This is a genomic window from Ligilactobacillus sp. ESL1201 (assembly GCF_058503265.1).
Genome location: NZ_CP196362.1, coordinates 1,798,674 through 1,818,515, shown reverse-complemented (window position 1 = coordinate 1,818,515; position 19,842 = coordinate 1,798,674). Strand labels below are relative to the sequence as shown.

Genomic DNA, 19,842 nt, shown 5'->3' with positions numbered 1-19,842 from the left:
CTAATAGTTAAGGAGGATCATCATGATTGACAAGTTACAAGTAAAAGTTGGCCCGGAATTTTATAGCTATAGTCAGGGAGCATTAGATTTTATTCCTGAGTTATTAAAAGAACATAACGCACATAATGTGCTTGTGATTCACGGAACAGTTTCGTGGGATAAAGCAAAGCCTTATTTAAAATCGCTGGAAAATGATACGGATGTGACGGTCTTTTATGAAAAATATCACGGTGAATGTAGCTTCAACGAAGGTCAGCGGATAGCACAAATTTGTGCAGAAAAAAAGATCGATTTTATTATTGGAGTCGGTGGTGGTAAGTTATGTGACTTAGCTTTGTACACGGCATCTTTAGCACAAGTTGATTTTGGAACAGTTCCAACCTTAGCAAGTAATTGTGCGCCGTGGACGCCATTAGCTGTAATGTATAAGGATAACGGTTTGGCGGAAGGAAAAACGGTCCACCTTAAAAGGCAAGCGGCATTTCTCGTGGCTGATCCACGAATCGTGATCGATGCGCCGGTCAATTATTTTATAGCGGGGATAGCGGATACACTGGCAAAATGGTACGAGTCAGAAGTGATTTTAAAAGAGGATCAATACAAAAATGAACCAATGATCAAGATGGCTTACTATAGTGCTCTAATGTGTAAGGAAAAAATCTTGAATGAGGCTAAAATTGCCGTTACCGATATGCAACAAGCTAAATTGAGCCCGGGATTCGTACATGTTTCCGAAATAGTAATTGCAATTGCGGGGATGGTAGGTGGATTTGGTGATAAGTATACCCGTAACACAGCGGCTCATACCATGCACGATGCCCTTTCTGCGTGTTTACCTAGTTTACATCAATATTTACACGGAGAAAAAGTGGCGTACGGGATATTCTTCCAGCTGGCACTCGAGAAAAAATGGGACGTTATTGATCAACTGGTCCCATTTTATCAACAATTTAAATTACCAATGTCATTAACTGATATGGGTGTTTGGCCGCTAGATGATCAGCAGATAACGGAAGTAGTTAAATTGGCTAATAGCAAAGAAAAAATTCACATCTTACCCTTTAAGATCGACGAACAAGTTTTGCGGAATACGATGTTTGATTTAGAAAAGTACATGGAAAATAGGTAGTTGATGACGAGTAAAAAATAAAGGGGGTCTACGATAAAATGAATACGCTTTCTATATGGCAAAGCTTAATAATTGCGCTTTGGATCGCCGCGGTTGAATCTCGTTTTATGTTTGGCGGTGCGACGGTAACGTTACGTTTTTCGCCGTTAATGACAGGTTTAGTTGTTGGCTTAGTGATGGGTGATGTTAAAAATGCAATGGAGGTAACCGCTGCCATCCAGTTGATTTATATGGGGGCTTTTGCTCCCGGCGGCACGATGCCTTATGAACCGGCTATTGCCGCAGCCGTTGCCGTCCCCGTTGCGTTATTAGGACATACAAGTCCTAACGCTGCGATTGCCGTTGCCGTCCCCGTTGGTCTATTAGGAACATATCTCTACCAATTTAGATTCTTTTTGAATTCCTTTAATGAAAAGTTCGTTGATAAAGCTATTGCCCAAGGAAACGAACGTAAAATTACCCTTCATGTTATATGGACACCAGTTTTAATTGCATTTTTAATTTTCGTACCGTTGGTTTTTGTCGCTCTTTACGTTGGAGCACCAGTCGTTGCAGCGTTTGTTGCCGGATTAGAAGGAACCTTAGTTTTCCATATACTGAATGTATTAGGCGGAGGTTTAGTTGCGATTGGACTCGCAGTCACCGTTTATGTAATTGGTAAAAAACAGTACATTACCTTTTTCTTATTAGCATATTTTATGGATGTTATTTTTGGCAAATTAAATATTACCATGGTAACTTACGCTATTTTAGGAACGTTGATCGCCTTTATCTTTGTATTAGCAAGAGGAAACGGGTCTAATAATGCGCAGACTGCAGATGCTGATATGGACGACGATGACGACTTTTAACTGAGGGGGTTAAGCGAAAATGGAAAAAACACAGGATAATAAACCAGAAAAATTAACTAAAAGAGATATTACGATGTCGTATATTCGTTTTTATTTTGTCAATGAGATCCCCCACTCATTTGAAAGATATATCGCTGATTCCTTACTGTGGGCTATGATGCCAGTCCTCAGAAAATTATATAAGGGAAAAGACGAGTTGATCAAGGCGTATCAAAGGCAGGTATTATTTTTTAATACGCAGTTAGCATGGGGCGGGGGAGTTATTACGGGATTAATGGCTTCCCTAGAACAAGAAAGAGCACGACAGGAATATGAAGGAGAAGAAATTACAGTTACTGATGATTTGATGTATAACACTAAGGCCGGATTGATGGGGGCCTTAGCAGGAATCGGGGATTCGATCGACTCCGGTACTATTCAGTATATTTTTATCGCTATTGCTTTGCCTTGGGCCAAATCAGGTTCTGCAATTGGTGCTTTATTCCCGTTTATCTGTTTTGCGTTATATCAATTGTTGATTGGTATCTTTTTTGCCCAACAGGCTTTTAGATTGGGGAGAAATGCTACTAGTTTATTAGCGAGTGCGGGGGTCCAAAATGCGATCGATCTATTATCAATTTTGGGGATGTTTATGATGGGGATTCTAGCCGCTTCTTATATCAAGGTTAGTTCGCCACTCAAATTTGCCATTTCTGGTAATAAGTTTGCGTTACAAGGTATTCTTGACAAAATACTCCCGGGAATCTTACCTCTGATAGTCGTGGGCGGATTATATTTTTACTTCCAAAAGAAGGGATTAAAAGTCACCCAAGCATTGCTATGGCTAACATTGATCCTGATAATTTTAGGTGCATTACGCATTTTATAAATAGACTGATTTTTTATCAAACGGGGAGGAATCAAAATGGGAGTTGTTAATTTAGCGCGAGTAGATCAGCGATTGATTCACGGTCAGGTAATGATCACTTTAACCCAACGTCCGGGCGTTAATTCGATTTTTGTTGTAGATGATACTGTGGCTAAGGATAAATATATGAAAAAATTATATAAATCTGCCGGCTCGAGAACGGGTAAAAAAACGATCACCATGACTGAAGAAAAGTGTAAGTATTATTGGGACGAATTTGATTTTAAAGAATATAACTGCATTATGATCGCTAAAACTGTTGGGGTATTTTACCGTTTAGCAAAACACGGGATCAAATTTGATAAACTAAATATTGGTGGGACGTCTAAGCAAACTGAAGACGATATTCAGGTTACTAAAGCGGTATTTTTAAACCGGGAAGATCTGCTTAAACTAAAAGAACTGCAGCAAGACTACGGAGTGACAGATATTTATTTTCAAACGACTCCTGCCGCCCCGTCAGCTAAATTAGACGAAATTTTGAAAAAATTCAATTTGTAGTAGCAGGAAGGTGAGAAGATGTTACCAGATAGAGATTTTAAAGACTGGCTGTTTCGTTATGGAACAATATTTTCTCGTCGTTACACGGATAAACAAAAAATCAAATTTTTAAAGGCGATAGTTTCTGATGTTAAGGCTTTCAGGATGGATATGAAAATTGATGAATTTAAATTACATTCCAACCTTTATCATAACTTGTACATTGGTAATCTGCGGCAAGCTAAAAGAGTAATTTGTACTAATTATGATACAGCGGCCATTCAATTGTTGACGTATAAGTATTTTGACCGAAAACACGCACAAAAAAATCAGTTGTTGCTTATTTTGCTTAGCGCAATTCCATATTTGATCGGAGGGATATTGCTTTTTGTGTATGGTGCGTTGCCAATTTTTAAAAGCAATCCGTTGCTTTCGGTTAAATCCTTGTTGTTGTTCATGTTATTGCTACTATATTTCTACTTTTTTGGCAAAATCACGAAAGGTTGGCCTACTAGAAGAAATTTAAAAAAGAGTACGGCTTCTGTACTAACCATTTTAAGTTTAGCTAAGAAATATGTGAATAATAAAGAAGTAGCTTTCGCGTTACTTGACGCTGGGTGTACTAACGGAGCTGGTTTGTTACAGCTACTGAAGAAAAGGACTAATGCGCAAATAATTGTGGGGGAAAATATTGGTGCCGATGCTCCGTTACAAAAAATGGTCGTGACTGATGAGAAAGGAAAAAATAGTGTTGCTTTTAGTAATATTATTAAAAAAGCAACCGGGAAAAAGGTCGTTTTTTGGCTCAGCGCTGAGTACAGTCAAGATCAAGAAAATTTACTATTAGCTAAAAACAAGACTAGCGGTAGTAAAGTCAACTTTAACAATCTGAACGACTTTTGCAAATACGCAATGAATTGACCGAGTTAGGGGATGACTGAATGTTAGGATTAGTAATAGTAACACACGGAAATATGGCTGCGGGTATCCTGGATGCAGCTAACGTGATCATTGGTAATGTTGATAATGTGAGGACCGTTAGTTTGCAATTGAGCGATGATGTTGAGCAATTAGGAACTAAGATTGAAACTGCAATTGGTGAAGTTAGTCAAGAGCAGGGGGTTATAGTTTTAACTGATTTACCAGGGGCAAGTCCGTATAACCAAAGTGTACTTGCAGTTTCACGTTTAGACGTAGTGCTAAAAAAGAAAGTGTTCCTCCTGTCAGGAATCAATTTGCCAATGTTAATTGAAGCAGTTAATCAGCAGATGCTTGGTAGTGATTCTGTTACGGCCGTTACACAAATTCAGCAGCAAGGACAAACAGGGATCGATCAATGGTCGATTGCTGATGCAGATGATAATTTGATAGATGAAGATGAATTTTAGTATAGGAGGTAGTATTTAATGAAAAAATACGAGTTGCTAAATAAGTTACACGAAAATTATTTATTTGCAGTGGTACGTGGGTCTTCGGCAACGGCTGGTATTGAGATTGCGACGGGAGCGTATCAGGGAGGAATTTACAATATAGAAGTAACTTTTTCTACGCCTAATATTCAAGAAGTGATTAGCAAATTAACTAAAGATACGGAGGATAATGATGATATTGTGATCGGTGCCGGAACAGTTTTTGATGTTAGTTCCGCACGAATTGCAATTTTGAGTGGTGCCAAATTTATCGTTTCTCCTACTTTAGTAGAAGAAATCGCTAAGTTGTGTAATTTTTATGATATTCCTTACGTTCCCGGTTGCGCTACTCCTACTGAGATTCAAAAGGCATTGGAATTAGGCTGTAATGTTGTTAAAATTTTTCCGGGAGCTGTGTTAACTTCTTCGTTTATCAGTGCGATTCACGGTCCAATGCCTCAAGTTGAAATGATGCCTACAGGTGGCGTTAATATTGATAATTTAGCTGAGTGGGTGGCTAAAAAGGCGTGGGCTGTCGGAATCGGTGGTTCAATTGCTGTGGATTATGAAAAAAGCGGAGAAGCTAGTGTTAAACTGAAAGCTCAAGAGTTTAGGCAAAAGTTAACTGAATGCCAGAAGTAACGAATCGATTTAGTTAAAAAAGCGATAACGAGTGTTCCTAATAATGTTTAAATTATTAGGAGCACTTTTTGAATAGTAGTATAATAAGAGGGTAACAGAAAGGGGTTCCAAATATGTCATATCAAACTACTTACCCGTATACGGGTGAAGTGTTAAAGAAATACGATGATGCAACAGACGCAGACTTAGAAGAGGCTTTGGCAACTGGCCATGAACTTTACCAAACTTGGCGTAAACAGCCAGTGGCACAGCGAGCAGAGCTGTTAGCTAAGATTGCACAGGCCATTCGCGCTAACGAAGAGGATCTAGCTAAAGCGATGACCTATGACATGGGCAAATTATTGACAGAGGCACGCGGTGAAGTTGAGCTGTGTGCAACGATCGTCGATTATTACGCTCAACACGGTGAAGAGCTCATGCAACCACGTCAGTTGAAGAGCGCTGCTGGTAAGGCTTATTACCTCAAACAGGCAACGGGCGTGATCGTGGCGGTAGAACCGTGGAATTTCCCGCTTTACCAAGTTGTGCGTGTTTTTGCTCCTAACATGATCGTCGGTAACCCGATGATCTTAAAACACGCTTCGATCTGCCCGACTTCTGCGCAGAAATTTGCCGATTTAGTGGTGGCCGCTGGGGCACCTAAAGGAGCTTTGACCAACTTATTTATCAACTACGACCAAGTTTCCCAGGCGATCCACGATCCACGGGTAGCTGGTGTGTGCTTGACTGGCTCGGAACGTGGCGGTGCGTCGGTAGCTAGAGAAGCTGGCGATGCTTTGAAGAAATCGACCTTGGAGCTAGGCGGAAACGATGCTTTCATTATTTTGGATGATGCCGACTGGGATGAAGTCAAAAAAGTGGCACCTGGTGCGCGGTTATACAATGCGGGGCAGGTTTGCACGTCGTCCAAGCGTTTCATCGTGATGGCAGACAAGTACGAAGAATTCTTGCAAATGTTGACGGAGGCCTTTTCTCAGGCTAAAGTTGGTGACCCGATGGCTGAAGATACGGTCGTAGCGCCGTTGTCATCTAAGAGTGCGCAAGAAAAATTGCAACAGCAAGTCGATTCGGCGATCGAGCACGGTGCTAAATTAGTTTACGGTAACAAGCCAATCGAGGGACCGGGATTTTTCTTCCAGCCAACGATTTTGACGAATATTACGAAGGATAACCCGGTTTATAACCAAGAAATGTTTGGGCCAATTGCTTCGGTTTACTGCGTTAATTCCGAGCAAGAAGCAATTGACTTGGCTAACGATTCAAGTTATGGTTTGGGGAACACGATTTTTTCGAGTGATATCAAGCACGCACAAAAGGTTGCTGCTCAAATCGAAACAGGTATGTCATTTATTAACGATGGCTGGTCTTCGTTACCTGAAATTCCGTTTGGCGGGGTCAAAAATTCCGGCTACGGGCGTGAATTAAGTGACTTAGGTTTGTTGGCCTTTGTTAATGAACATTTGGTATTTGAACCGAATAAATAACAGTTTGTGAGCCAAGCTACTTAGGAGCTAGACTGTTGGGTAAACGCGATTAAGAATATTAAAGGTACCTAGGGCAAAACAGTTTTTTGTCCCAGGTACCTTTTTTGGTTTGTAAGTAATAGATTAGTGCTCGAAATCTCTTTGCTGTGCAACTTACATTTTATTTGGGCATCAAGTAAAGGTACTGCGAGTCCATGTCCTTAAAAGATGTCAGTAACTGATTGATTGGCACCCGCCGGTTTTTGTATTTTAACGGATCGTTAACGTAAAAATACTGCTGGTCGATCCCGGTGATCACTACCGCATGGATCAAGGGCGTCACAGCGATAGTTCCATCTATGGTCGGCCATTTCAGGATATTTTGTTTTTTAACGGGTTGAAAATCCAAAGTCGTTAGGATCCACACGGGGTGCTGATGGTGGAGTAATTCCTGTAGTTGGCGTGTACTAAGGTGTCGGCCGCTGTGAACTTGATATTTATCACTAACGAGTTGATTGCACAACTTACTAATCGGTTCCACGTAAACACCCATCGCCGAGTAGCCGGAGCGAATGTTACCGACAAACCCCTTGCGCGGATCGCCATGGTGATCTTCGTCGACATCAAAGGGTTGGTAGGCGATTTTAGCCGCTAAATCATTTTTGGTCACGTCGTAGCCGTAATAACGCAGTAACATCGCTAGCGAAGTGACCTCGCAGCCATTTTGGAGCGGGTCATTTTGTAATTGATTTTCGTAGGGAACGTCGAGCAAAACTTGCCGGTGGTAGGTGAAGGGATTGTGTAATCCGTTGTTGGCGGCTAGCAGGTAATAACAAAAACCTAGCAGAGCTAAGCACACGAGTAGCCACCAAATTGTGTGTCTTATTTTTTTCATAATGTGTTTATTATAACTGATTGTTTGTATTCTGGAAAATAAATTTACTAAGATAGAGTTGTGAAAAAAAGCGGTCGTAGTTGAGCGCTAATCTAGTTGGACTTGGTTTTATTTTGAAACGGAACTAAAGTACGATCAGACCATTCATATTTACGGAGAAACAATTAGGACCTGAGGCAAATTTATTTTCGTCTCAGGTCCCATTTAACCGCCAACTTTCGCAGCTTGTTATAATTACGCTCGTCAAGCCAGCAGTCTAGGTCCTAAGGACACCGACAACCAAATCTAGGTACAGGATTTGTCTGTCGGTGCCACTTAGTCCACGACTGCTTCCCGGCTTGCCTCACAGCTTGTTTTAATTGCGCTCCAGCTGGTAGCCGCTTACGTTTAACTTGCTAAAAAGCAAAGCCAAGTTCAGGCTTTACTTTCCAGCTAGGTTAATCCTCGGCGTCTAACCACCAGCTTTCACAGCTTGTTATTTATGATCTTTTTGAATGGCTTCCCACAAACCGTTGAGGTAAGTGATCCCCAGTGCTCGGTCGTACAAACCGTAGCCCGGGCGTCCCTGTTCGCCCCAAATGTCACGACCATGATCCGGCCGGATATAACCGTCGAAATCTGTATCGTAAAGAGCTTTCATGATCTCGTACATATCAAGTGAGCCTTCTGATGACAGGTGGGCTGATTCGTGAAAATCGCCTTCCTTGTTCATGAATTTGATATTACGGGCATGAATAAAGGGTGCGCGATCCTTAGCAACGAATTCCCGGATAATAGCTGGGACGTCATTGTCAGGATTTTCACCTAAACTGCCGGTACAAATGGTAAACGCGTTGTATTTAGATTCGTGCAACTGTTCGATCGTTAGCATGTCCTCGCGGTTCTTATAGATCCGCGGCAGGCCAAATAATGGACGCGGCGGGTCATCGGGATGCATAGCCATCCGCACGTCGCACTCTTCGCAAACCGGGATAATGGCATCTAGGAAGTATTTTAAGTTATCCGTTAGTTTGACGGTGTCGACGTCTTGGTACATTTCAAAAAGATGTTTGATCTCGGCCAAACGTTCTGGTTCCCACCCCGGTAAAACAAAGCCGTTGGAATTATCCTGCACGGATTTAATGATGTTTTCTGGTGTGTCGTCTGCATAACGATGTTCAAAAGCCATGTCTGTCGAGCCGTCGGCTAATTGATAATGCAAGTTGGTCCGGAACCAATCAAAGATGGGCATAAAATTATAACAGATGACCTTGATGCCGTATTCAGCTAGATTGCGGATCGTTTGCTTGTAATTTTCAATATACTTGTCGCGTGAAGGTAAACCGATTTTAATGTCGTCGTGAATGTTAACGGATTCGATCACTTCTAGTTTTAAGCCAGCAGCTTCGACCTCGTCTTTTAACGCCTTGATCTTATCTTTAGGCCAAACATCACCGACAGGAACGTCGAACAACGCACCTACTACTTGAGTTGTTCCGGGAATTTGCCGGATATCTTGTAGTTTGATTGAATCGTCGTTGTCACCGAACCAACGAAATCCCATATTTTTCATTTAAGTTTTCTCTCCTATAACATGTTAAAATTCAGTACCGTGATCTAATATTGCCTGGTGGATCGTTTTGCGAACGGCACCAGGACCTGCGATCAACTGGACAAAATAATTTTCGATCTTAGGACCTAAGCCGAGTTGATACAAGTCGTTATCAAAGATACTGTGATTGGTCAAAATTGGTTGCAAAGCCTGATGAACGTCGGTATCACCGAACTTCACGTCAGCGACGTATGCTTTCATCGTAGCTAACAGTGGGTCGGCACTCTGCTTAAATTCGTTACCGTCGTCGTCTAGTCCCATCAAATAGCGGCACCAACCGGCGATAACGAGGGGGATAAACTCCAAGTTGCGGGGGTCACGTGCAGGATCGTCGACGTAATGTTGGATCGTTACACCGTAACGGATCGGGATTTTTTGCGAAGTATCACTGGCGATCCGTTGTGGGGTGTCCGGAATATTTTTATTAGGTAACCGTTGTTCGATCAATTCGTCAATAAAGTGCTGAGGATTAATGATCTTAGGGTCTTTGACTACCGGTAGGTCTTCATTATAACCTAAATTTTTGATCAGTGCTTTTAAGTCTGGGTCAACTACTTCGGCAGCGATCGAAGTAAAGCCCAGCAGGTTACCGAAAATTGCCAATGCTGTGTGTAGTGGATTCAAGCAAGCAGTGACTTTCATTTGGTCGGCATCATTAACGGTGTCGCGGTCAGTCAAAATCACACCGGCTTTCTCCAAAGCTGGACGTCCGTTAGGAAAGCTGTCTTCGATTACTAAATAGTGAATTTCTTCGGTATTGCCAAACGGTGCGATGTTCGTGTGTTTAGTGGTGTGCACGATCTCGGTGTCTTCAAAGCCCTGTTCTTTTAGCTTAGCAGCTACTGTTTCAGAAGGGTTAGGAGTGATCCGGTCGATCATGCTCCACGGAAACGCAACTTGTTTAGGATCTTTGAGGTAGGTGATAAAACCATCATCGACTAAACCGTTTTGTTGCCAGCCAGTAGCGATCCGCAAGATCTCGGTTTCTAATTTTAAGCCGTTTTGCGAGAAATTATCCGTGCTAACCATGGCAATCGGCAATTTACCAGCTTGATAACGAGCGTAAAGTAAGTGGGCGATTGTCCCCATATTAGTGGTAGGGGCAGCTGGACCGTTATCGATGTCAGCTTTGGCGGCTGGTAGTAAGTTACCGTCCATGTCGGTCAAAGCATAACCCTTTTCAGTGATCGAAAAAGTCGCAAATTGTAACGACGGCTTGGTGAAGATCTTAGTTAACTTGTCCCAATCGCCTTGATTTTCGTGGTTGAAATACAAAGCAGCAGCAACACTGTTAAGCAATTTCTTTTGTAAAGTGCCATCGGCTTTCATCACTACACTTAAAATCCGGTTATCGTACTGATGGTAGATCTGGTCGATCACGCCGTCATCATAGGTTTCGGCGACGATCACTCCACTTTTTAATTCACCTTGATTTAATAGGTCCTGTGCAATTTCGGCGTGAAAACAGCGAAAGAGGTTGCCACCACCGAAGTGGACCCAGACAGGATTTTCCTGTCCTTCTTTGGTACTTTGCGTAGCATCATATTGGGGTACTTCAATGCCACTGGCAGCGAATTCCTGTTTCTTTTCTTGGTAGTTATCTAGTAGTTTAACCACCGCGAGGCCTCCTTAATGTGAATGAGTTTATTTGTAGTTTTTGTATACTAATATATCACTTTTAATGTAACCGGATTCTAGTTAGTTGTCAAGTCTTTTTTACTTGTTGAATGTCAAATAAATGGGGTATCATTAATTTAAGTGAAATTAATTATTTGTAAGTGGAAGTGTTCAAATATGTCGATCATTACTACAATGAAGGATCAAGTATACGATGTCATTTTACATCGGATCATTACTCTTGACTATCAGCCGGGACAAAAAATTTCGGAAAAGCAGCTGGGGACGGAACTAAAAGTGGGGCGTACACCTATTCGCGAATCGATCTTGCAGTTACGCCAAGAAGACCTGATCAATTCGGTCCCACAATCGGGAACTTATATTTCTAAAATTAGTCTTAGTAAGGCTAAGGATGCACGTTTTATGAGAGAAAGTGTGGAAGTCAGGGTCGTCAAAGAAGCCGTGACGAAATTAAAGGATTATGATTACGTCATGTTAAAACAAATCATCGAACGCCAAAGTTTGGCTGCTAGAAGCCCCCGTCAAAGGCAGAAATTTTTTGACGAGGATGATTGTTTTCACCGCTATTTTTATACAGCAACGGGACACGAGCAGGTGTGGACGTGGCTGCAAACCGTCAACATGTCGCTGAATCGTTTTCGTTTTTTGCGTCTGCAAGTTGCTGATCTTTCGTGGGAGTCGCTGATCGACGAACACCGGGCGATCGTCAACGCGGTCGAAACCAAAAACGAACCGCAGGCAACCAAACTGATCACCGCGCACCTGCACAGAATGTTAGACGAAGAGCCGCAGTTGGTAAAGCAGTACCCGGATTATTTTGAATAGGAAAATAAACTTTTAATGATTTTCGAAGAGATCGGGCCATTTTGATTTGGCTGCGACCTCTTTTTAATTACTATAAAAATAAGTAATTTCAAACATTAAATGATTAAATTCACAATTTTTAGAGGCTATTTTTACTACTGTATTTAAATTTTATTTGTAAATTTAGGTTGACTAAGTTTATTTTTTAATATAATATGTAATCGGTTTTATATACTAATATATCAATTAAAAATAATAATTAGTTGTCGATACTGATTAAACAGATAGAAAAATTTAGAAGGGAAAAAGTATGAAACTTTCAGAAAAAATTTCTCACCGGGTTTATACCCCACGTAAAATAACGTTATGGACTTCATTAGGATTTGGAATCAATGACTTTGTTGGTGGCGGCGGAATGACGATCATGGGTGCATGGTTGCTTTTTTTCTTCACCACTTTTTGCGGGTTGTCTGCTACTCAGGGTGGTTTAATTATGGCCACCGCCCGAGTTTTAGACGCAGTACTTAGTTTATTTGCTGGGGCGTTTACCGATAATTTTTATAGAACACGTCTTGGCAAGAAGTATGGCCGGCGTCATTTTTGGCTAACTTTTGGTGCTCCATTTTTACTAATTTTTGCAACAATTTGGATTCCAAGTATGAATTTCTGGTATTACATGGTTGTTTACTGCGCATATGATTTACTTTCTAGTTTATTGTTAATTCCGTGGGAAACATTACCAACAGAAATGACGAAAGACTACAACGAAAGGACCAAGTTATCTTCAACTAGAATGTTTATTTCAGCTGGTGGGACCTTTTTAGCAACGTTTATTCCCGGACAATTGTTTAAAATTTTAGGACAGGACAGCCCTGCTCCGTTCTTTATCAATGGTTTAATCTTTGCGATTATTTTTGTAACTGGGATGTTTATCTCTAGTTTTTCGACCTGGGAGAAACCTGTTAGTGAGGTTGAAGCCGAAGCTAAGGAAGCTAAAGCAGGAAACTCAGAAGAACACAGAAATTTGTGGGAAAAGACCAAGGATATTTTTGGTGGTTATGTAGACGCATTAAAAATCAAAGCTTTTCGTCAACATTTATGTATTTATCTGTTTTCGTTTACCGGAAAAGATGTTTATAATACTGTATTTACGTACTTCATCGTCTTTTGTTTAGGTGCTACTGCTACTTTATCTGCTAACTTAATGTCGTTATCAATTGTAGGGGTTTTAATTCCCTTAGTTGCTGGACCTGCAATGATCAAATTTGGTCCTAAATTTTTGTATAATTTTGCTTACATTACGATGATCGTGATGTTGGGTGGTTATTACTTCCTATTCAAATCAGACATCAAGATTGCTGGTACAATGATAATTGTGATTTATGTAATGTCGTTTATTTATCAATCAGCACGAGCAACGCTTGAATTTACCCCATGGAATGTTTTCCCATTTATTCCCGATTTAGATGAAATGATTACTACGGAAAGTCATTCTGGAGCATTTGCTTCGTTGATGAACTTTGCTAGAAAGTCGACGGTTGCTATTTCGACGGTCGTTGTGGGAATGATTCTTGATAGTAATGGCTTTGTTAAGAATAATTTACACCAAACTATGCAAGCTCAAAATACAATTGCTAATATCCTTTTGTTTGGTGCAGGAGGTTTGATTTTAATTGCCTTGGTAATTTCTTGGACGTTTAAACTAAATAAAAATACTCATGAAATCATTACCGATGAAATTGCACGATTACGTAATGGTGGTTCTAAAGCTGACGCGACTGAATTGACTAAGAAGACAGTCAAAGATTTAACAGGTATTTCTTATGAAAATGCTTGGAAAAAACAAAATTAATTTTTAACTAAAATGGGGTTGGGATCAGGGACTATCAAGAATTAGCAAGTTCTATTTCAGCTTCATTTTTAATTAATATTTAGGAGGGTCAGGATGTTTTTTAGGGTTGAAAAGATTCAAAAAATTGCGGCTGATCTAGCTGCAAGTAGGTACGTTACCCGCAAACCGATTTCTGATTGGAAGTGCTTGGAAGTTTCTGCTCAGGCAGGCAATCAGCTTCCTGATGATAGCGAGAACTGGGAAGACGTTTCGCTGGGAAAAATTTGGAGCGGGATCAATAAATATTTTTGGCTAACGACAAATGTGGCCGTGCCCAATAGTGATAATGAGCAGGTCTTATTACTTGATTTAGGATTGCTAGGAAATTTGAAACACACGGGCATCGAAGCTTTACTCTACATTGACGGTGAGATGTATCAAGGAGTTGACGGGCACCACCAAGAAGTATTTTTAAGGCCGGAACATCACGGCAAAACGATTCAGTTGGCACTAAAAATGTGGACGGGATTGCCCGGACGAAAAGGTGACAGTGCAGATCCAATGTTACACATTTTTAAAGTGGCAGACCTTGCTGCTATAGATGAAAAAGTTGATCAGCTTTATTATTTAGTCAAAAATGGGATCGAAACTGTTGGATTGTTAGCGCCAGATGATCCGCAGCGGGTTACGTTGCTGAATGATTTAGACCTGTCTTTAAGGGAGATCGACTGGTCGGATCCGGGCTCTGAACAATTTTACGAATCATGCTATCAAGCTAAAGCCAATTTAGAACAACAGCTTAACGAACAAAAAGGAAGTAAGCCCCAGTATACAGTTAACGGTATTGGACACACACATATTGATCTAGCGTGGTTATGGCGGATCAAACACACTAAAGAAAAGGGTGCTAGGTCTTTTAGTACAGTTTTACGCTTGATGGAAAAGTATCCGGAATACACTTTCTTAGCTTCTACTCCACAGCTGTATCAATATATCAAAGACGACTATCCCGAAATTTACCGGCAGATCAAACAACGAGTTGCCCAGGGACGTTGGGATGCTGAAGGTGCAATGTGGGTAGAAGCCGATTGCAATATTTCTTCTGGCGAAGCGTTAGTTAGACAATTACTGTACGGGATCCGGTTTTTTCAACAAGAATTTGGGAAAAGGTCTCATACATTATGGTTACCGGATGTTTTTGGTTACTCATGGGCTTTGCCGCAAATCTTGCAAAAAGCCGGTATCGATACGTTTATGACGACTAAACTAAGTTGGAATGAATACAATAGAATGCCACACGATACTTTTTACTGGCAAGGAATGGACGGTTCTAAAATACTGACTCATTTTATTACTACGCCAGACCCGAATGATAGCAAAGGGCCATTTTACTACACTTACAATGGCGTGATCACCCCCGAAACGGTCAAGGGGATCTACAGCAGTTATCAGGATAAAGATGTTAATTCAGATTTACTGTTAGCATATGGTTACGGCGATGGCGGTGGCGGTACGACCCGTGACATGATAGAAAATATTCGAGCTATCAATCAGCTGCCGGGATTACCTAAGATCACGACGAACACGACGGGCGAGTATTTTAAGAAATTACACGCTAATATTGATACTGCTCAGCAAAAGGGACAATACGTGCACACTTGGGACGGCGAGTTGTACTTTGAATATCACCGTGCAACTTACACGGGCCACGCCGCCAATAAGAAAAATAACCGAAAGATTGAAATTTTATTAAGAAAAGTCGAGTTACTGGAAGTTTTGGCGTTGTTACAAGACTCGAATTGGCATTACCCGACAGAAAAATTAGCAGAGTCGTGGAAATTATTGCTGAAAAACCAATTTCACGATATTATTCCTGGGTCTGCAATTCACGAAGTCTACGAAGACAGTCAGAAAGATTACGACCAAGTATATACAACGCTGGCTGAATTAACAAAGCAATTGGAAGAACACTTTGGTAGCAGTAAAGACGAGTATTCGCTGGTGAACACGACCGCTTGGAACAGAAAAGATATTGCGCTGATCTCCGAGCCTGAAGACGGGATATTTGTCGATGATCAGGGTAATGAACTGACCAGTCAAAGGGTAGCTGGTAACTATTTGGTAGCTACTCCGACAATAGCAGCATTTGGCAAACAAAATATTAAGTTTATCGCTGGCACTAGGACTGAGGAAACTACTGTTGGTGTCGAGCTGACCGCCGACGCGGTAGAAAACCAATTTTACCGCATTAAATGGAATGCGCAGGGTCAACTGACGGAGATCTTTGATAAACAAAATAAACGGCAAGTTTTAGCTCCTGATCAACGTGGCAATGTTTTAGAAATTTTTGAGGACCGGCCACGGGAATACGATGCGTGGAACTTAGATATTTCCTACAAGGAAAAGAAACAGGAATTAAAGGCACAAAAAATTGAGGTAGTAAAACGTGGAGAAATCTGTACCGTTATTCGTTTTACTTACCAGTTTGGTCACTCACAATTAGTGCAAAATATGATAGTTTACAACCAGCAAAGACGGATCGATTTTAAGACTAGAGTCGATTGGCACGAACGCCAACGGATCTTGAAGGCTTCATTTTACACGGATATCCGGGCCACTGAAGCGACCTATCAGATCCAATACGGCAACGTCAAGCGCCCTACTAACTGGAATAACAGTTGGAATATGGCTAAGTTCGAAACGGTGGGCCACCAATGGGCAGATTTGGCGGAACACGGCTACGGCGTTGCTTTGTTAAACGAAAGCAAGTATGGCTATGACATTTTTGAAAATAAAATGAGTATCTCTTTGTTGACAGGCAGTATTAGCCCCGATAAGACAGCGGACGTTGGTACCCACGAATTTACCTATAGTTTGTTGCCACATCAAGGGGACTTTGTGAGCGGAGAAGTCGAGAAGGCCGCTTGGATGTTAAATGATCCACTAACGGTGTTAAATAAAATTGATGTGAACGATATTTTTGCCGTTTCTGATTCTGACAGTATTTTTGTCGATGCCGTTAAGAAAGCAGAAGATAGTAATGATATCGTAGTTCGGCTACATGAATATGCTGGGGGTAAGGAAAGCATTAATTTATGTCCGAAATTTAAGATCAAAGGAGTCAAAGAAGTTAATTTATTAGAAGAAAGTACCGACCAAGAATATGAATTAACTGCGGACCAGTCCGTCAACGTGAAATTCACGCCGTATGAAATCAAAACATTGCTGTTTGAACGCTAGAAACTAATATTTCAGTAAGTCATTTGTTTAAGGAAACACTTGTAACACTTAAACGAATGACTTATACTTTACTTGTATTTAAAAGAAACTTAGTTTCTTTATCAGAAATAAAATGGAGGTAGTAACATGAGCTTTGACATGGATATTAGGTACGCGCACAGTCCGGCGGACATCGATCATTACAATACTGATCAGATGCGCCAAGAGTTTTTATCGGGAAAGATCTTCAGTCCCGGCGACATCAATTTGACTTATACCTACAATGACCGGATGATCTTTGGTGGCGTAATGCCCACCACGGCTCCCTTAGAAATTAAATTAGCTAAAGAACTCGGAGTCGAATATTTCTTACAACGGCGTGAAATGGGCTTCATCAATATTGGAGGTGCCGGTAGCGTTACGATCGACGGTAAAAAAGATCACATCGTGACCCATGATGGCTATTACATCAGTATGGGTACGGAGCACGTAGTTTTTGAATCGGATGATGCGCAAAAGCCAGCTAAGTTTTACGTAGTTTCGACGCCCGCTCACCGAGCTTATCCGTCCAAGAAATTGCCTTACGCCGATTCATTATCGATGCCTAAGGGCGATCAGTTACACATGAATAAGCGGACGATCCATAAGTACATCGATGCTTCGCAGATGCAGACTTGTCAGTTACAAATGGGTTATACGGTTTTAGAGCCAGGAAATTCGTGGAATACGATGCCAGCTCATACCCACGCACGGCGGATGGAAGCTTACTTTTATTGTGAATTTGCTTCACCGGACACCCGGGTATTACACATCATGGGCACGCCTAACAATACTAAGCATATTTGGTTAGAGCCGGAACAAGCCGTGGTTAATCCTAGTTTTTCAGTTCACTGTGGTGTTGGGACCGAAAGTTATGCGTTCATTTGGGCAATGTGTGGTGAAAACCAGACTTACGATGATATGGATGAGATCAAGATGCATGACTTACGTTAGTAAATTAGAGGGGGAACTATAATGGCACAATCACAAGCAGAAATTAAGGCTAATGAAGAAGCACTAGATACGTTTAAAATGAGTTTTTTCGATCTAACTGGTAAAGTAGCGATCGTTACGGGTGGTAATACTGGTTTGGGTCAAGGCTACGCAGTGGCATTTGCCGAAGCCGGCGCAGACGTTTTTATTCCAACATTTGATCAAACGGAGTGGGACGAAACGCGTAAATTGATCGAAAAGAGGGGTCGCAAGGTCGAATTTATGCAGGTAGACTTAACTAAAGAAGGCGTGCCGGCAAAAGTGATCGCGCAGGCATTACAGACCTTCGGTCATATCGATATCTTAGTTAATAATGCCGGGATGATCCGGCGTAATCCTTTGTTGGAGTCGAAAGATTCCGACTGGGACGCGGTGATCAATATTAATTTGAACGCAGTCTATCACATGTCGATGGCAGCGGCTAAAGAGTTCGCTAAGCAAAAATCTGGTAAGATCATCAATATTGGCTCGATGTTGTCATTCCAAGGTGGGAAATTCATCCCGTCATATACGGCATCAAAACACGGGGTAGCCGGTTTGACTAAGTCGTTTGCCAGCGAACTAGGGGCTTATAATATCCAGGTCAATGCGATCGCACCAGGATATATTAAAACGGCAAATACCGCACCGATCAGGGCACAAAAGGATCGTAATGATGAGATCTTAGCGCGGATCCCGGCCGGACACTGGGCTGAGCCGCATGAACTGATGGGAGTCGCAGTCTTTTTAGCAAGTAAAGCGGCAGACTACGTCAATGGGCATGTGTTAGCTGTTGATGGAGGATATTTGGTCAGATAATTAGGCTGCGAACCAAGGCGTTGGGCTAGATCATTGCCTTGTGCAGCACAATTAAGAAAAACACAAGGAGCTGAGGACAAAATTGGTTTGTCCTTGGCTCTTTTGTGTTTTTCTTTTTGAAAAGTGATACAATTTTTAAAAAGAAATGTGGTGGAAATTTGACAACGACTTTGTACGGGACAGTCCTACTGAAAGCTAAAGAGATCTTGGATTTTATCGCCAAAGCAACAACGTCGCCGAGTTTAAAGGAGATCAGCTTACACGTGGCAGCCTCGAAGCCGACCGTGTTAAAGATCTTAAAGACGCTGGAATATTGCGGTTATGTAGTCTGTGATCCAACGAATAAGCGGTATTATCTAGGGACAATTTTTTTACGTTATGCCGACAAGGTCTCGTTAACGCATATGATCAATCTGGTAGCGCAGACAGCGTTAGGACAGTTGCGCGACCTAACGCAGGAGACGGTCAATTTGGGGATCATCGAGCGCGACCAAGTCGTCTTATTGAATAAGTTGGAAAGCCCGCATAGTATCAAACTTGATTCGCGGATCGGTGGGACGATGCCGATGTATACGTCGGCGATGGGAAAATCGATCTTAGCGACTTATGATCAAGCGCGGTTGGCAGCTTATTTGTCCAAGACTACACTGGAGCCGTTAACTAAAAATACGCTGACTACTAAAGAAGCATTGATGGCGGACTTAGAGCAGGTCCGGCAAGAAGGATACGCGGTAGAAAAAGAGGAAAATCAAGTAGGAGTAGTCTGTGTCGGTTTTGCCTTAGTTAAAAATGGGCACGTGTACGGAACAATGAGTATCAGTGCACCGCGGTATCGGGTGGATGAGCAGTCATTGTCATTGTTCATCAGTGCGGGGCAGAAAACACAAAAGGAAATAGTTAAAAAGTTATAAGCTGTGAGTCAAGCTGATTAGCAACTGAGGAGCAAGCTATTTTTTACAGCACGATCAGTCTATTATTTACGGAAAACCAAAATGGAGCTGGAACAAGACGAAGTTTTGTCCCAGCTCCTCTTTTTGTTTGCAAAAGTAAGCGCTAACTATAAAGAACAAATTAAAACTATAACAATGAATATTTTTTATTATGCACTGCAAAAACGATAATTTACTACGTGTTAATAAAATTTACTATTTTT

Annotated in this window: 17 protein-coding genes; 14 read left to right on the top strand and 3 right to left on the bottom strand. The window is 41.4% G+C overall.

Translation table 11 applies throughout. The features are described 5' to 3' along the window. The first annotated feature begins 22 nt into the window (after nt 1-22). The 8 genes from ACSYSK_RS08820 to ACSYSK_RS08785 all read left to right on the top strand — a co-directional run bounded on the left by ACSYSK_RS08820 (nt 23) and on the right by ACSYSK_RS08785 (nt 6,902). On the top strand, nt 23-1,129 hold the full coding sequence (locus tag ACSYSK_RS08820) for an iron-containing alcohol dehydrogenase family protein (RefSeq protein ID WP_491714767.1): 1,107 nt from the start codon (nt 23-25) through the stop codon (nt 1,127-1,129). 38 nt (nt 1,130-1,167) lie between these two features. After that, nucleotides 1,168-1,980, top strand: a complete 813-nt coding sequence (locus tag ACSYSK_RS08815) for a PTS mannose/fructose/sorbose/N-acetylgalactosamine transporter subunit IIC (protein WP_491714766.1) — start codon at nt 1,168-1,170, stop codon at nt 1,978-1,980. Between the two features lie 19 nt (nt 1,981-1,999). Then, on the top strand, nt 2,000-2,848 hold the full coding sequence (locus tag ACSYSK_RS08810; protein ID WP_491714765.1) for a PTS system mannose/fructose/sorbose family transporter subunit IID: 849 nt from the start codon (nt 2,000-2,002) through the stop codon (nt 2,846-2,848). Nucleotides 2,849-2,884: 36 nt separating this feature from the next. Then, nucleotides 2,885-3,388, top strand: a complete 504-nt coding sequence (locus ACSYSK_RS08805) for a PTS sugar transporter subunit IIB (protein WP_491714764.1) — start codon at nt 2,885-2,887, stop codon at nt 3,386-3,388. Nucleotides 3,389-3,406: 18 nt separating this feature from the next. After that, entirely contained in the window at nt 3,407-4,288 is an 882-nt protein-coding gene (locus tag ACSYSK_RS08800) for a hypothetical protein (protein WP_491714763.1), read from the top strand. A gap of 20 nt (nt 4,289-4,308) precedes the next feature. Beyond that, the gene (locus ACSYSK_RS08795) at nt 4,309-4,755 is read left to right on the top strand and encodes a PTS sugar transporter subunit IIA (RefSeq protein WP_491714762.1); all 447 of its coding nucleotides are present in this window, start codon (nt 4,309-4,311) and stop codon (nt 4,753-4,755) included. Between the two features lie 18 nt (nt 4,756-4,773). Continuing rightward, nucleotides 4,774-5,418, top strand: a complete 645-nt coding sequence (locus tag ACSYSK_RS08790) for a bifunctional 2-keto-4-hydroxyglutarate aldolase/2-keto-3-deoxy-6-phosphogluconate aldolase (protein ID WP_491714761.1) — start codon at nt 4,774-4,776, stop codon at nt 5,416-5,418. A 113-nt stretch (nt 5,419-5,531) separates the two neighbouring features. Further along, nucleotides 5,532-6,902 (top strand): NAD-dependent succinate-semialdehyde dehydrogenase, encoded by a 1,371-nt coding sequence (locus ACSYSK_RS08785; protein WP_491714760.1) that lies wholly within the window; start codon nt 5,532-5,534, stop codon nt 6,900-6,902. 160 nt (nt 6,903-7,062) lie between these two features. Here ACSYSK_RS08785 and ACSYSK_RS08780 read toward each other — a convergent pair whose 3' ends face one another. From ACSYSK_RS08780 to ACSYSK_RS08770, 3 genes are all read right to left on the bottom strand, one after another. Next, nucleotides 7,063-7,740 carry a C39 family peptidase gene (locus ACSYSK_RS08780; protein WP_491714759.1) on the bottom strand — a complete coding sequence of 226 codons (678 nt, stop codon included), beginning with the start codon at nt 7,738-7,740 and terminating at the stop codon, nt 7,063-7,065. 511 nt (nt 7,741-8,251) lie between these two features. Then, the gene (uxuA, locus tag ACSYSK_RS08775) at nt 8,252-9,328 is read right to left on the bottom strand and encodes a mannonate dehydratase (RefSeq protein ID WP_491714758.1); all 1,077 of its coding nucleotides are present in this window, start codon (nt 9,326-9,328) and stop codon (nt 8,252-8,254) included. A 24-nt stretch (nt 9,329-9,352) separates the two neighbouring features. After that, nucleotides 9,353-10,984, bottom strand: coding sequence for a mannitol dehydrogenase family protein (locus ACSYSK_RS08770; RefSeq protein ID WP_491714757.1), 1,632 nt, complete (start codon nt 10,982-10,984; stop codon nt 9,353-9,355). Nucleotides 10,985-11,161: 177 nt separating this feature from the next. On the opposite strand from ACSYSK_RS08770, the gene ACSYSK_RS08765 reads away from it, so the two are divergent. The 6 genes from ACSYSK_RS08765 (at nt 11,162) to ACSYSK_RS08740 (ending at nt 19,600) form a co-directional block, all read left to right on the top strand. Beyond that, nucleotides 11,162-11,830: a GntR family transcriptional regulator gene (locus ACSYSK_RS08765; RefSeq protein ID WP_491714756.1), complete on the top strand. Its 669-nt coding sequence runs from the start codon at nt 11,162-11,164 to the stop codon at nt 11,828-11,830. A gap of 289 nt (nt 11,831-12,119) precedes the next feature. Beyond that, complete coding sequence (locus ACSYSK_RS08760; RefSeq protein ID WP_491714755.1) at nt 12,120-13,661, top strand: MFS transporter; 1,542 nt, start codon at nt 12,120-12,122, stop codon at nt 13,659-13,661. A gap of 93 nt (nt 13,662-13,754) precedes the next feature. Next, a complete protein-coding gene (locus tag ACSYSK_RS08755) occupies nt 13,755-16,880 on the top strand; it encodes an alpha-mannosidase (protein ID WP_491714754.1) in 3,126 nt (1,041 codons plus the stop codon). Nucleotides 16,881-17,006: 126 nt separating this feature from the next. Further along, nucleotides 17,007-17,852, top strand: coding sequence for a 5-dehydro-4-deoxy-D-glucuronate isomerase (gene kduI / locus ACSYSK_RS08750; RefSeq protein WP_491714753.1), 846 nt, complete (start codon nt 17,007-17,009; stop codon nt 17,850-17,852). Nucleotides 17,853-17,873: 21 nt separating this feature from the next. After that, nucleotides 17,874-18,689, top strand: a complete 816-nt coding sequence (gene kduD, locus ACSYSK_RS08745) for a 2-dehydro-3-deoxy-D-gluconate 5-dehydrogenase KduD (protein WP_491714752.1) — start codon at nt 17,874-17,876, stop codon at nt 18,687-18,689. Nucleotides 18,690-18,847: 158 nt separating this feature from the next. Continuing rightward, nucleotides 18,848-19,600, top strand: coding sequence for an IclR family transcriptional regulator (locus ACSYSK_RS08740; protein ID WP_491714751.1), 753 nt, complete (start codon nt 18,848-18,850; stop codon nt 19,598-19,600). Nucleotides 19,601-19,842: the final 242 nt, after the last annotated feature.

What these genes read in the sequence shown, in the direction of transcription:
- ACSYSK_RS08820 (WP_491714767.1), top strand. Translation starts at nt 23, where the DNA reads ATGATTGACAAGTTACAAGTAAAAGTTGGCCCGGAATTTTATAGCTAT.
- ACSYSK_RS08815 (WP_491714766.1), top strand. Translation starts at nt 1,168, where the DNA reads ATGAATACGCTTTCTATATGGCAAAGCTTAATAATTGCGCTTTGGATC.
- ACSYSK_RS08810 (WP_491714765.1), top strand. Translation starts at nt 2,000, where the DNA reads ATGGAAAAAACACAGGATAATAAACCAGAAAAATTAACTAAAAGAGAT.
- ACSYSK_RS08805 (WP_491714764.1), top strand. Translation starts at nt 2,885, where the DNA reads ATGGGAGTTGTTAATTTAGCGCGAGTAGATCAGCGATTGATTCACGGT.
- ACSYSK_RS08800 (WP_491714763.1), top strand. Translation starts at nt 3,407, where the DNA reads ATGTTACCAGATAGAGATTTTAAAGACTGGCTGTTTCGTTATGGAACA.
- ACSYSK_RS08795 (WP_491714762.1), top strand. Translation starts at nt 4,309, where the DNA reads ATGTTAGGATTAGTAATAGTAACACACGGAAATATGGCTGCGGGTATC.
- ACSYSK_RS08790 (WP_491714761.1), top strand. Translation starts at nt 4,774, where the DNA reads ATGAAAAAATACGAGTTGCTAAATAAGTTACACGAAAATTATTTATTT.
- ACSYSK_RS08785 (WP_491714760.1), top strand. Translation starts at nt 5,532, where the DNA reads ATGTCATATCAAACTACTTACCCGTATACGGGTGAAGTGTTAAAGAAA.
- uxuA (WP_491714758.1), bottom strand. Translation starts at nt 9,328, where the DNA reads ATGAAAAATATGGGATTTCGTTGGTTCGGTGACAACGACGATTCAATC.
- ACSYSK_RS08765 (WP_491714756.1), top strand. Translation starts at nt 11,162, where the DNA reads ATGTCGATCATTACTACAATGAAGGATCAAGTATACGATGTCATTTTA.
- ACSYSK_RS08760 (WP_491714755.1), top strand. Translation starts at nt 12,120, where the DNA reads ATGAAACTTTCAGAAAAAATTTCTCACCGGGTTTATACCCCACGTAAA.
- ACSYSK_RS08755 (WP_491714754.1), top strand. Translation starts at nt 13,755, where the DNA reads ATGTTTTTTAGGGTTGAAAAGATTCAAAAAATTGCGGCTGATCTAGCT.
- kduI (WP_491714753.1), top strand. Translation starts at nt 17,007, where the DNA reads ATGAGCTTTGACATGGATATTAGGTACGCGCACAGTCCGGCGGACATC.
- kduD (WP_491714752.1), top strand. Translation starts at nt 17,874, where the DNA reads ATGGCACAATCACAAGCAGAAATTAAGGCTAATGAAGAAGCACTAGAT.